Raw genomic sequence first — 12,295 nt, forward strand, 5'->3', positions numbered from 1 at the left:
TTCGAAATATCTTAGAAGGATGTAGAAAATGATTGGGATTTCAATTAAATAGCTTTTTAAGAATTGGAGGTATCAATAATGGGGCAATATCTGCAAATGGGAATATGTAATCGCATCGTTATCGAAAAAGAAAGTATGAATAAATTAAACATTTCAATAGAAAAAGTGATTGAATCAATAAACAAAGAAATGGAAATATCCTTATTCGAACAAAGCGAAACAGAGAATCAGTTCATATTCACTATAAGGGATGCTATCGTGACGGAACAATTACTGGAATTTTTACGGTTCCAGTATTCTCTTTATGACCAAGAAGAGCCGTATAAGCAATGTTTTGAATCTGTGCTAAAAATGGTTTCTGAAAGTTCGACGCTACAAGAAATAGAAGAAATTGCAAAGGATAAGAGTTTCGCATGCTTTCAGAAGAGTGTAATCGATGATGAAATAATGGTCAATGAGTGGTATTGGTTAAGAATTGAATATTCGATTTGGGTAATGTTTGTGGAAGGAAAAATATATATGGAAGCCTACAGTAATTTTCTGAGATATCTTGAACATCAAGTAAGGGTTTCGAGTAATAAGTGGTCAATCGCAGGGGTATTTCGGAGCTTTATTCAATAAAATATTTCAAGTTCCATTCTTTCTATAATCATGCAATTTGGAGGTTTGGAAGGATGAATACTGTACAGATAGCAATGCTTTTTATAGCAGGAGGTTTTATCCTTTCAATAATGGGAGTTAATCAGATTCTAAAGTGTTCGAACGTTGTAAGTATAGTAAGGAAAAAGGTTGTAATTGCTTTGTTTACATTAGCGATTATAGTTCAAGGCTTACTTACAATTGTATTGTGGAAATTAAGTATGTAATGTAAAAGCAATTTAATTAGAAGTTATAGGAGCGATTAATTATGAAGGAATATCTTACACCAAAATATGAACAATGGGAGACAGTAGGTACTTGTCCTAATTGTTTGACTGGCGAAGTTCATTACCGATATGAGATACATCCAGACAGTTCTGATTTAGCGGATTGGGGCCAGTGTGATTGGTTGTTATGTAGTGCAGTTTTAGATATTCCCCTGCAAAAAGCAAAAGGTTGATTTTAATATATTTGGTAAAGTAGCAGATTAAGGAGGTACATGGGGGAAAGCCAATAAAATAGTAAAATAAATAGGATTGAAGGTGTGGAAATGGAGGTAGGATGCTACTGTAAGTTGTATAAAACATGCGTTGACTGCTGTCGTACCCTTCATTATAGAAACTTTAAATCAAGAGGGAAAAGGAAAAGAAGATCATTCTGCAAAGAGTGTGGATTAAAAAGAAAAGAAAATCTGAACAAAAGGGTGTATAGACCAACCTTAAAAGAGGGTTCAGAAATAAAAGTCAAAGCAAAACTATCGAATAAGAGAACGATTAGTTATAAGGTCTCGTATGACAAGGCTATTCATTTAGTTGCTGAAGGAATGGCGGAGATTATTCATGATAACTTAATCTATAAGCTATACGACAGAGTAACCTTTCGAAATATGATTTTCGAACGAGACAATTACAAATGTGTGTATTGTGCGAAACCAGGAACAACGATTGATCATGTTATTCCTTATAAGTTTGGTGGAATTACTTCCTTTTCCAATTGTGTTTGTAGCTGTAGGCGGTGCAATCAGATAAAGTCTGACATTCCTTTGGAGGACTTTCTATTTTATTATGAACCGTTTAAAGAGAAATCGAATATTACCATTGAACAATATTTAAGTAATGCGATGAACAAATTGAGCGAGAAAATTAAGGAGATCGAAGAGGTAATCAAGATTTATACAGTAATAATAGAAAGAAATGAATTAAATGATTTATCCAAACAAATACAAAATCTTGAAAGAAGCCTACTTAATCTGAAATTACAATTGATTTGGCAAAAGAAAAATCGTAGAGTTATAGGTATTTGAATTTTGGCAATGAGTTATGTATTCTCTAAAAAAAGGAGAGGTAGAATTGAAAATCCTATCTTTTTATCCAACCAAATCATTCAAGCTCATTATGGAATTTGAAAATCAAGAATATCGATTATTAGACACAAAGGAATTTTTGAAAAATGAAGATGGGCTTTTACAAGGATTGTGTAATGATATAAATTTGTTTATGACTGCCGAATTAGATGAAATTACAGGGAATATTAAATGGAGAAATGGTGTAGAATTCGAGCCAGAAAGTTTATATAATTCTGCACTTGATTTAGATAGATTGAAGAATCGTCAAAAGAAAGGTATTACCCCTCGAAAAATTACAAGGTTGCCAGAAGATTATAAATCAAAAATATCAATAGAGAATGCAAAACTACTTAAATTACTTAGACGTCTTTGATATCCGAAATGAACCCCCCCTTTTTGAAAAGGGGGATTTTTCATTAATGTATCCTAATTGAATTAGGTACTTACTTTCAATTATATTTTTTATATTTACGGAATTAATAAACAATTCCCCAACGCTCAGACGCACAACCAAAGCACGTATCTTTATCAAATCGATGTTCTACTGGTAATTTTTCCTCGCAAAATTGGCACTTACGATATTGCCTTTTTCTGGAGTGAATCGTCTTCATAAGTAATTCAAGAATCATTTCTTGCTGTTTCTCGTTATTTAATGACTGCAAGGTCTCCCAGGTTAATAAATGTTTTTTCATCAAACCAGCAACAGGCGTATGTCCATCCAACCACAGAGTAGCTTCATATCCAATCTCTAATCCTAAAAGAGTCGATTTTATATATACCTCTGGTTCATCAGCAAATCCCTCTAACTTAAAATTAAAGAAACAATCCATTAATAATTTCTCTTTATCATTTATTGAACACTGTTCGCATATTGAAATAATCCAGTCAATTGCCTTTGCTTTCAGCGGTTTCATATCATTCAATCCTTTTAAGTATCATAGTGTTTAGCTTAATTATAACATCTGCAAATCATTAGATTCCTATGGATAAAAATTACTATTGGTGTTCAAGGGTTTTGAATGCTTTTGTCGAATAACATTATCAAGAGCGATAGAACATTAGGATTATAGGGGTTGTTGTTTAGATGGCAAGGCATGGGGAAAGTGGTTTAGGATATGAAATTGTTAAAGCCGTTATCAGTGGTGAAATAATCGAGCCAATTACATATGAAAAGATAAAACTCTTTTGCAAGAAGAATAACATTGATGCTACCGAAAGTCATATGCGTGTTATTCTATCAAATTCGAGTGAAAATACGCATAGTCCAACTTATAAGAAATATTTTAAAAGAGTTGGTCGAGGTGAATATGAAGTTCTTTCTGAATACAAAAATCAAATGCAATTCTATTGGCTAAATGTTGATTCATCGGGATACGACTGGACTTTTTCGGATATAAAGATAGGCAAAACCCAGACATATTCTAATTTCAATCCTAATGGGAACCAACGTAAAAATCCAAGATGTTTTCAAGAGATTGATGTTGGGGATTTAGTAGTTGCCTATGAAACAGGCGATGTAAAAGCGATTACTACTCTGTGCAAAGTGTCCGATAAATAAGAAGAGGATGAGGAAATCTTTGTTGAGTTTCAAAAAATTAGCGATTACGAAAATGTTTTAGAATGGAGTATTTTAAGAGACTCCGAGCAATTAGAAAATTGCCAAGCAGTCCATTTTCATCGTGGGACATTATTTGAACTTGATAAAGAGCATTATGAAATTATCATCCAAATGCTTGAAGAGAGAAACACAACCGTAGAGACCGAGGAAGAACTTTATCAAGCTGTTAAACAAGCGATGAAGGATGACAGAATAGAGAGAAAGAGACACTTAGAAAATAGGAAATCCATTTATCCAGAGGTATATGAAGTGGCAACAAAGGCTTTTAAACGCAATCCTTATGTGATAACAGAGGTGTTAATTAGAGCTAAAGGTGTTTGTGAAAAGTGTAATAAGAAAGCACCGTTTAATAGAGCATCCGATGGTAGTCCCTATTTAGAAGTTCATCATATAAAAAGACTGGTAGATGGTGGAGAAGATACAGTTGAAAATGCAATGGCAGTCTGTCCGAATTGCCATCGAGAGTTACATTATGGTTGATCAACTGCGAAGTTAAGTAAATTAACTTTATATACTCAGGTTTAAATAAGAAAGAGATGGAGGAAGGAACTTTGGAAATAGACTATGGAAATATAGAGTTTACCCCAATATTAAGAGAGGACACTTTAACAAAGTTTAAAGAGTTTTGTAGGGAAGAATATATTGATTTTATGAAAACCTTTGCGATATTTGCTGATGTTGACAAGTTTTTAAATTCCAAGTGTCAGGAAGGGGATAATTCTTCCATACAATATTTCACAAGAATCATGAATATCAGAGTTAAGGATCATTTTTCATCATCAATTATCTTAATTTCACAGGGATATACTGTAGATGCTCTTTCATTAACAAGGGCATCCCTTGAAGATTTATTTGTAATATTGAATTTCTATTTAGAGCCAGGTTATTTTGGTAAATGGAAAGCTAATAAAAGGTCGTTCAAGATAGTGCCTGCGGAACTAAGAACACATCCTAAAATAGATCCTGATGATCAAAAATTATATCAAAAGGTTTATAAGCTACTTTCAAACAGTATTGTTCATCCAAGAATTGATAGTTTAAGTCACATGCTAAAATATCATCCTACTGCTTACTCAGAAGGTTCAGAAGGAGTAATTCAATTAAAAAAGGATACGAGATTAATCAACCTCTCCTTTTTCGTATATTTGCATAATTTATGTAGGCTTCTAAAATTAGAATATAAGGATAAAGTTGATGAAGAAAATTTAGATGACATTCTCAATCAATTAAAATCCCTTCATATTGGACTGGTAAAATACTTTGATAATTAATCACAAGAACTTGAAAAGGAATGAATGCAGTATTCAGTGACGTTATTTCATCTGGATGATTCTTCACTAAGGATAAATAAGCAGTAGTAATAGCTGATGTTTAAGAAACCAACTGAGAATAAAACTATGAAATAATATAGATATGTTTTATCAATTTATTAGATAAAGTGGCTCTATTTTGTAATTAAGTGTTATTGGTCAGCATTATTTAAAGTAGGTAATTACTGACTACTTTTTAGATATAAGAGGCTTATAATGAACATAATGTTCTACTTAGAAGTTTCGTTTACGAACGAACGTTCCTATGATATAATGCTTGAAAAGTAATGATTATATAGGAGTTAATAACAATGACTATTTCTAAAAAGAAATGTTCAATTTCATATAAAACGGGTAAGGCACTTTCCAATCAATAATTGGCAAGTGTCTTTTTTTAATACAGTTACTCTGGCAACAAGAGAAATAGAATCTGAAATAGGGGTGAGTTTTTTGTATAAAAATCAACAACCTTCCTGGTCGCTGTCGAAACACAGGATGCTGATGGAATGTGAATTAAAATGGGTATTAAATTATTATGTTGCAAAGTGGGGAGAGACGAATAGTAAATCAATAACACTACAACTTGCTTGGAGATTAAAACATTTGAAAAATATGTATATGCTTTTTGGGGAATTGATGCATCAAATTATTGAATCAGAGATAAAGACACTTTTGGAGACGGGAGAAGTGTTATCGGAAGCTAAAATAAAGAAACTGTTACGAGATATGCTCAATCGAAATTATAGTCAAACTAAATATGGTCTAAACTTGTGGTACAAAGAACCGAGAGTTAATCCAATGATTTTTGAAATCTATTATGGTGGGAATTTAGATAAGACTTTAATCCAGATTATTGCCAAAAAGATAGATGAATGTGTTAGTGGGTTTATACAATCTAAAACAATAAATGAGGTTATTGCTAAACGAAATGTAAAAATAGTGGAGGCTGAAAAATATAAATCTTTTTATTTGGATGGAGTGAGAGTGGTTCTTTCAGCCGATCTTGTTTATCTTGATCAAAATAATGATATTTATGGAATAGTAGACTGGAAGAGTGGAAAGAGGTCAAAGGATGATTCACTACAGCTTACTACTTATGCACTCTACTTAGAAAAGACCTATGGAGCAGACTTATCCGATATCGAATTATCCAATGAATACTTGGAAGAGGGCATAAATAAAAATTATACGGTAGATACATATGATTTTGAAAACCTAAAAAGTATTATTCAAGCAAGTTCCAAGCGGATGACAGAATTAGAAGAAAATCTTCGATATCCTGATGATAAAATTTTGAGTACATTTCAGAAAACAGAAAATGAGAGAGTTTGTGAGTGGTGCAATTTTAAGGCTATTTGTTCAGATGAACTAAGGAATACACATATGAACAATTTTCTAAAAGATAAAGGGAGAAAACATTGAAATAAAAGGATTTTTAGATAATGCGAGAATGTATGAAGGCCATGGAAAATGGTTTGATGTCGTTAAAAGGGTAACATTATCATATTTAAACTTTGTAATTTTCCTTCAATATTCTACATATTTCACCTGTTTCTAAGTTATTTTTTTGAACTAACTATCTACAATATAGGGTTCAGCATAAAAAGGAGTTTCGCTTAGCGAAATACAGGAGGAGTGGTAGGAAATGAAAGAGGTAAGATCAATTAATCAGAATTTTGGAAAAATGTTGAAATATTTAAGAAGTAAGCAGGGGTTAAGCCTCAGACAAATCAGGGAAATGACGGGGATAAGTGAAAGCTACGTAAACCGTTTGGAGAACCATGGTCGTCTTTGTCCAAGTTATCCAGTCATTGAAAAATTAGCTTCTGCATTATCAGTCGAACCTGCTGATCTTTTAGAGGTAGGTTCAAATAAGACAAATGGCAGTGTAATTCCATTGGAACAGCTATTATTTTCTTGCGAATTTACAATTGATGGAGTTAAAACAGTTAGTCCAAAAGTGATTGAACAGCTTTTAAATTTGATTGATGTCATAAATGACGTTGCTTGGGAAAAAGACACCTTAATTGCAGATATTTATGAAATCAAGGAAGTTGTAGACGAATTGAAGCAGGTATTAACTATATAAAAAGTTTATGAGAGGAGATTAGTTATTTCCTCTCTATTTTTTATAAAAGGAGCAGTAAAGATGGGGAATGCAAAAGGTGATAAAGAAAACTATCTGAATTTGTATATTACGTTGTTAGTTAAGGGAGCAATTGAAGACATAATCTCCGAAAAAGTGGAGCATTTAAAATGGGAGCATTATTTCGAAGGAAAGAAGATAGATATTTTTGGACAGTCAATAGCGGGCAGATTCATATTCGTTGAAAATCAAATTAGCTTTGCATCTAAAGAGGATCGACACTTAAACTCTATTGCGGAAATAATAGAAAAAGCCCCTCACAATAGCATAGTCATTTGGGGAGCTACAGGGTTTTCTGAGGAAATCATCAAAAAGATAGCAAAAATAATTCATGAGGTAAAAGAGAAGTCGATTGAGTTTTATGCAGTAGAAGTTAATTCTTGCGTAATACCGTTACTTGAACAACTGGATAATATGCATGTCCTACATGTCATGGATAACTTAAAGTTGTTAAATGAGGTAGACGTTTACAATGACATCTATGATAAATATAAAAGTCATTGTAATGATATTGATAAGGAAGGTGAATTCAAGTTTGATAGAATTACAGACCGAGAAAGAACCAATGCCTATATAATTAAGGAACTGCGGAGTAGAGTGAAATACCCCAATATATATCGAGAGAAGAGAACGCTTGATATAAATAAAATTCAATATGGACTCGGTAGAGCAGGAATCAATTTGGAGCTGGTTTACAACAATCGTAATGGTGAATCTTATGTAAGCTGTCAGTTTACAAATCAAACAGAAGACCTTTACCAAGAGATGGTGAAACGCAAAAATATCTTTGAAAATAAAATTGAAAATGAAGTAGAATGTGACAATCTCAATTTGAAATTAGTCACATTTGTAAAGCAGTTTGAACACAAGTTCGAAAAGATTGATCAATTGGTCGAGCTGATGAATATGTATATCTTCTATTTAACCAATTACACATTTTATTATGGTACGGCCATTCAAGAACAGATGTGGGAAAAGCACAAAGAAGGATGGTTGGAAAACTAACATTTAAGTGAGGTAGTGGATTTTAATTCCTGCTTACTTGTTTCTAAAAGCAGACATAGAACATCAATGTTTCAAAAATTGATGTACATGTCTGTTTTTTCTATTCCAATTTATAGGTATTTTGGAGTGAGATATTAATTGTTTTATATAGAGAGTAAAGATAAAATATAAGTAAAGTATAAGTTTAGTAAAAATAGGGGAGGGGAAAGTTTGGAATTAAAGTTATTTCATAAAACGCAGAGGGATTTGGCATCAGCGGTTAATCAGACAATTGACTGCTATTGGGATAGCGAAATTTCTGAGCAAGAAATGATAGACACCGTTAAGGCCTTGTATGAAAATAATCCCACCAAATTTTTAAAAGATCAGTCCTTTACAAAGATCATCCAACAACAATGTGGGAAACGCCGATTAGAGGTAGTCAAAAAGATACTTAATATAGATCTATAGCAATGTTTTTTTTCTGCCTTCTTTACTTTTTTTGTTTATAAAATTTTTTTAATATGTTTATTTTTTGATACTAACTTTTTAGGGGGATAAGACATGAAAAGTCTTTTCGATGCATGTAAGCCAAGAGAAAGTGTTTTTGATGAAGCAAAAAGAGACGATACATTAGATTTAGCTAATTTAATTGATAATTCAATTGATGCAGAGGACTTTTTTAATGAGACATATGTTACAGAAGGTATGCGAAGAGTATTTGAAACTGCATTTAAAAGATTCGAGGGAAAAGCACCAAGCGGGTTAGTAAAACTTACTCAGTCGATGGGTGGTGGGAAAACCCATAATATGGTGGCTCTTGGTCTATTGGCACAAAACCCTTCACTCAGAAAGAAAGTATTAGATGGTATATCAACATTTGATGAGGAAATTAGGGTTGTTGCCTATACAGGGCGTGAAAGTGATATTCCATATGGAATTTGGGGTGAAATCGCAAGACAGCTTGGTAAAGAAGAGTTGTTTAAGGATTATTACGCACCATTAAAAGCACCTGGACAATCAGCATGGATCAACTTATTAAAAGGTCAACCTACATTAATTCTACTTGATGAATTACCACCTTATTTGGAATATGCACGTACAATTACTGCGGGTACAGGTACACTTGCGGATATTACGACTAATGCTTTGTCCAATCTTTTCAATGCCCTTGGTAAATCAGAACTTCATAATGTTTGTCTTGTAATTTCTGATTTACAAGCAACATATGAAACAGGTTCAGGGCTAATACAAAAGTCATTCAAGAATTTAGAAAATGAAATTGGCCGCAGTTCCATAAATATTGAGCCAGTTGGAACTACCAGTGATGATTTGTACCATATTTTAGAAAAGCGTTTGTTTGAGACTACTGCAACAGAAGATGAAAAACATGAAATAGCAATGGCTTATAAAGAAGCAGTTAAAGAAGCGAAGCAAATGAACTATACAAACTTATCTCCTGAACAGGTTTATACAGGTATTAAGGATGCATACCCGTTCCATCCTTCTATAAAAGATTTGTTTGCCCGATTCAAAGAAAATCCAGGATTCCAACAAACAAGGGGTTTTATTAGGCTTACAAGAATCATGGTGAAAAACTTATATAGCGGAAGCGAACCAAAAGCAAAATCAAATTATCTGCTTAATGCATTTGATATGGATTTGAATAATACCGAAATGTTCTCTATGGTACGTAGTATCAAGCCGAGATTGACAAATGCTATTTCACACGATATTGCTCAAAATGGGAAATCGGTATCCGAAGAGATTGATTCTATTATAAATAGCCAAGATATGCAGGATCTTAGTAAATTACTCTTGGTTTCATCTTTAGGTGATGTAACGGGAGTTATTAACGGACTGTCCCTACAAGAAGCAGTTGGGATAATGGTGAAACCAGGTAGAAATATTACTGAGATCAAAAGTGTGTTGGAACAATTCAAGGTAAAAGCGTGGTATTTATATACTGACCGTGATAATCGTCTATTTTTTAAAGATGTGAAAAATGTTAATGCTGAATTACTTTCATTGGTAGACACGTATTCAGATGAAATTGCAAAACAAGAGATTAAAAAGGTATTAACTGATAAATTTGCACCTGGATTAAAGGACTGCTACCAGGAGGTTGAGGTCTTTCCTGCTATCGACGAAATTGAAATTAAACAGGATAAAACTATGCTAATCTTATTTGAGCCAAATCCAAACGGAGTAGGGTTAAAGAAGGATTTAGAAGAGTTTTATGAAAATGTAAAATATAAGAATAGGGTTATGTTTTTAACTGGTCAAAGAAATTCTATGGAAAACTTATTGGATGTATCCAAACAGTTAAAAGCCATTCAATCTATTATCGATCGGATGAAAGAAGAGAAAGTTCTTGAAAGTGATTCACAATTCCAATCGGCTCAGGAAATTCTGCATAAAGTAGAGTTAAACTTGCTACAGACTTCAAGGGAAACGTTTATCACATTGTATTATCCAACATCAGATAGCTTTGAATCCAGTGACTTTAAAATGGAATTTAAAAACAACAAATTTGACGCAGAAGAACAAATCCGAAATGTACTGATTGATGTAATGAAATTTGATAAAGATACATCAAATGATATATTTAGAAGAAAATTTGAGTCACGTATATTTACTTCTCGCCAAATGCGATGGATAGATCTCAAAGAACGTGTAGCAACAACTACGTCTTGGTCGTGGCATCATCCGAAAGCATTAGATGATTTAAAAAGTGAATGCCTGAAAAAAGGAATTTGGGTTGAAGAAGGTGGCTACCTTGACAAAGAACCACCTGCACCTGAGACTTCAGTAAATGTTAGAGAGCTTGAACATTTAAGAGATCCAGTTACAGGTGAAGTTGTATTAAAAATCACACCGCAAAATGGAGATAAAGTCTATTACGAAATTAATGGTGATGCAACTCCTGGATCATTAGAGGTGACTGATTTTAATACATTTAAAACTTCAGAGCTGTCTTTAACATTCTTATGTGTTGATACTACTGGAAAACATGCTACAGGTACATTAACACGATGGAAAAGTAATGTTCAGTTGCAATATGACACATTTGATAAAAATGGGAATAACTATATTGAACTAAAAGCAACATCTCCTAAGGTTACGATTAAATATACCACTGATGGTTCAAACCCCAAAAATAGCGGTGGGGTTTATGATGATGTGTTTGAAGTTCCAAAAGGGACAAAATTTGTACAAGCGATTGCAGTACATGAAGATTTAGGAATATTTTCTGAACCAGTAACGATACCGATTACAGAATCCAAATTCGAGGTAGAGAAAGATAAGCCTTTAACACTTAGTCATTCTTTAAGGGCATCTGTTACATCAGAGGTCTACAAACAACTTGAAATACTTAATAAACATAAGGCGAAAGTGGCAGGAGTTACTTTAGATGTGATGGAAAAAGCAAATTCAATGCAACAAAGTTGGATGTCCCTTTCATTTGATAACTATGCTTTCCATGAAACTGAATCTTATGTAAAACAATTAGATGAATTACGGAACGTGTTTTTTAAAGATAAAAACATTGAAGTTTCGATGAATATAGAAAAATGTAGTTTTGAAAAAGGTCAAAATTTTGAGGATTGGGTTGCGGAAAATAAACAAAGTTTAGAAACGTACAAAAATAGTATTAGCCAATAGGGAGGTAGTCTTATGGCGAAAAAAAAGGCGTTAGGTTTTGGCTATAACCCCGAAGAATCTAAGCATCACTTTTTACTTGTAACGCCTAAAAGCTCAAAAGAAGATGTAGCAGTGTATGAACGATTTGAATGGGATGAAGAATCAGAAGAACAGCATACAGGTATCCTTGAAACCAATTTAAAAGTAGTATTGGATCGACATAAATGGAATTTAATTAAAGATCCTTTGACAGCTTCTTTTAATAATAGATTGAAGGAAAAAGATATAACTGTTGGCAGATTCAAAACTGGGCATATACCAGTGGAACGACTGTTAGGAAAAGAAATGGTATTACTGATGTGGGCAATCGAGGACTCAGATCCGCAACTTATCTCAACCGCCATAAAAAACTGGTCGGGACTAAGCAGAGAAGAACGATGGTGGTTATTTACAATGGCAAATGCAATTACTGGACATGCTGATGATAAAAGAGGCTGGAGAAAGGCAATTAGATTTGCTTTAACAGAAAATCCTGTAGATGATTTAGAAAATAACCAAGGAAGCATTTTAGAAATGTTATATAAAAATGTTTAGACTGGGGGAAGTTT

General features: G+C 33.1%; 15 protein-coding genes. 14 read left to right on the forward strand and 1 reads right to left on the reverse strand.

Annotated features, from left to right (window positions below):
- The first annotated feature begins 78 nt into the window (after window positions 1-78).
- The 5 genes from KHB02_RS05995 to KHB02_RS06015 all read left to right on the forward strand — a co-directional run bounded on the left by KHB02_RS05995 (window position 79) and on the right by KHB02_RS06015 (window position 2,357).
- Window positions 79-621, forward strand: coding sequence for a hypothetical protein (locus KHB02_RS05995; RefSeq protein WP_213147740.1), 543 nt, complete (start codon window positions 79-81; stop codon window positions 619-621).
- A gap of 53 nt (window positions 622-674) precedes the next feature.
- A complete protein-coding gene (locus KHB02_RS06000; RefSeq protein ID WP_213147739.1) occupies window positions 675-866 on the forward strand; it encodes a hypothetical protein in 192 nt (63 codons plus the stop codon).
- 41 nt (window positions 867-907) lie between these two features.
- A complete protein-coding gene (locus KHB02_RS06005; RefSeq protein ID WP_213147738.1) occupies window positions 908-1,099 on the forward strand; it encodes a hypothetical protein in 192 nt (63 codons plus the stop codon).
- Window positions 1,100-1,189: 90 nt separating this feature from the next.
- Window positions 1,190-1,942: an HNH endonuclease gene (locus tag KHB02_RS06010; protein ID WP_241113745.1), complete on the forward strand. Its 753-nt coding sequence runs from the start codon at window positions 1,190-1,192 to the stop codon at window positions 1,940-1,942.
- Between the two features lie 46 nt (window positions 1,943-1,988).
- A complete protein-coding gene (locus KHB02_RS06015) occupies window positions 1,989-2,357 on the forward strand; it encodes a DUF2442 domain-containing protein (RefSeq protein WP_213147736.1) in 369 nt (122 codons plus the stop codon).
- A gap of 103 nt (window positions 2,358-2,460) precedes the next feature.
- Here KHB02_RS06015 and KHB02_RS06020 read toward each other — a convergent pair whose 3' ends face one another.
- Window positions 2,461-2,898, reverse strand: coding sequence for a hypothetical protein (locus KHB02_RS06020; RefSeq protein ID WP_213147735.1), 438 nt, complete (start codon window positions 2,896-2,898; stop codon window positions 2,461-2,463).
- A 170-nt stretch (window positions 2,899-3,068) separates the two neighbouring features.
- On the opposite strand from KHB02_RS06020, the gene KHB02_RS06025 reads away from it, so the two are divergent.
- The 9 genes from KHB02_RS06025 to KHB02_RS06065 all read left to right on the forward strand — a co-directional run bounded on the left by KHB02_RS06025 (window position 3,069) and on the right by KHB02_RS06065 (window position 12,281).
- Window positions 3,069-3,542, forward strand: coding sequence for a hypothetical protein (locus tag KHB02_RS06025; protein WP_213147734.1), 474 nt, complete (start codon window positions 3,069-3,071; stop codon window positions 3,540-3,542).
- A gap of 171 nt (window positions 3,543-3,713) precedes the next feature.
- The gene (locus tag KHB02_RS06030; RefSeq protein ID WP_213147733.1) at window positions 3,714-4,082 is read left to right on the forward strand and encodes an HNH endonuclease; all 369 of its coding nucleotides are present in this window, start codon (window positions 3,714-3,716) and stop codon (window positions 4,080-4,082) included.
- 71 nt (window positions 4,083-4,153) lie between these two features.
- Window positions 4,154-4,873: a hypothetical protein gene (locus KHB02_RS06035; protein WP_213147732.1), complete on the forward strand. Its 720-nt coding sequence runs from the start codon at window positions 4,154-4,156 to the stop codon at window positions 4,871-4,873.
- A gap of 489 nt (window positions 4,874-5,362) precedes the next feature.
- The gene (locus tag KHB02_RS06040; protein WP_241113746.1) at window positions 5,363-6,334 is read left to right on the forward strand and encodes a PD-(D/E)XK nuclease family protein; all 972 of its coding nucleotides are present in this window, start codon (window positions 5,363-5,365) and stop codon (window positions 6,332-6,334) included.
- Window positions 6,335-6,557: 223 nt separating this feature from the next.
- On the forward strand, window positions 6,558-7,001 hold the full coding sequence (locus KHB02_RS06045) for a helix-turn-helix domain-containing protein (protein WP_213147730.1): 444 nt from the start codon (window positions 6,558-6,560) through the stop codon (window positions 6,999-7,001).
- A gap of 60 nt (window positions 7,002-7,061) precedes the next feature.
- Window positions 7,062-8,063 carry a hypothetical protein gene (locus tag KHB02_RS06050; RefSeq protein WP_213147729.1) on the forward strand — a complete coding sequence of 334 codons (1,002 nt, stop codon included), beginning with the start codon at window positions 7,062-7,064 and terminating at the stop codon, window positions 8,061-8,063.
- A gap of 210 nt (window positions 8,064-8,273) precedes the next feature.
- Entirely contained in the window at window positions 8,274-8,513 is a 240-nt protein-coding gene (locus KHB02_RS06055; RefSeq protein ID WP_213147728.1) for a TIGR04540 family protein, read from the forward strand.
- Window positions 8,514-8,606: 93 nt separating this feature from the next.
- Entirely contained in the window at window positions 8,607-11,708 is a 3,102-nt protein-coding gene (locus tag KHB02_RS06060; RefSeq protein ID WP_213147727.1) for a DUF499 domain-containing protein, read from the forward strand.
- 12 nt (window positions 11,709-11,720) lie between these two features.
- Complete coding sequence (locus tag KHB02_RS06065; RefSeq protein WP_213147726.1) at window positions 11,721-12,281, forward strand: DUF3780 domain-containing protein; 561 nt, start codon at window positions 11,721-11,723, stop codon at window positions 12,279-12,281.
- The last annotated feature ends 14 nt before the right edge of the window (window positions 12,282-12,295 follow it).

Source organism: Neobacillus citreus (genome assembly GCF_018343545.2).
GTDB classification, from domain to species: Bacteria; Bacillota; Bacilli; order Bacillales; family Cytobacillaceae; genus Neobacillus; species Neobacillus citreus.

What these genes read in the sequence shown, in the direction of transcription:
- KHB02_RS05995 (WP_213147740.1), top strand. Translation starts at nt 79, where the DNA reads ATGGGGCAATATCTGCAAATGGGAATATGTAATCGCATCGTTATCGAA.
- KHB02_RS06065 (WP_213147726.1), top strand. Translation starts at nt 11,721, where the DNA reads ATGGCGAAAAAAAAGGCGTTAGGTTTTGGCTATAACCCCGAAGAATCT.
- KHB02_RS06020 (WP_213147735.1), bottom strand. Translation starts at nt 2,898, where the DNA reads ATGAAACCGCTGAAAGCAAAGGCAATTGACTGGATTATTTCAATATGC.
- KHB02_RS06030 (WP_213147733.1), top strand. Translation starts at nt 3,714, where the DNA reads ATGCTTGAAGAGAGAAACACAACCGTAGAGACCGAGGAAGAACTTTAT.
- KHB02_RS06010 (WP_241113745.1), top strand. Translation starts at nt 1,190, where the DNA reads ATGGAGGTAGGATGCTACTGTAAGTTGTATAAAACATGCGTTGACTGC.
- KHB02_RS06050 (WP_213147729.1), top strand. Translation starts at nt 7,062, where the DNA reads ATGGGGAATGCAAAAGGTGATAAAGAAAACTATCTGAATTTGTATATT.
- KHB02_RS06005 (WP_213147738.1), top strand. Translation starts at nt 908, where the DNA reads ATGAAGGAATATCTTACACCAAAATATGAACAATGGGAGACAGTAGGT.
- KHB02_RS06045 (WP_213147730.1), top strand. Translation starts at nt 6,558, where the DNA reads ATGAAAGAGGTAAGATCAATTAATCAGAATTTTGGAAAAATGTTGAAA.
- KHB02_RS06060 (WP_213147727.1), top strand. Translation starts at nt 8,607, where the DNA reads ATGAAAAGTCTTTTCGATGCATGTAAGCCAAGAGAAAGTGTTTTTGAT.
- KHB02_RS06025 (WP_213147734.1), top strand. Translation starts at nt 3,069, where the DNA reads ATGGCAAGGCATGGGGAAAGTGGTTTAGGATATGAAATTGTTAAAGCC.
- KHB02_RS06000 (WP_213147739.1), top strand. Translation starts at nt 675, where the DNA reads ATGAATACTGTACAGATAGCAATGCTTTTTATAGCAGGAGGTTTTATC.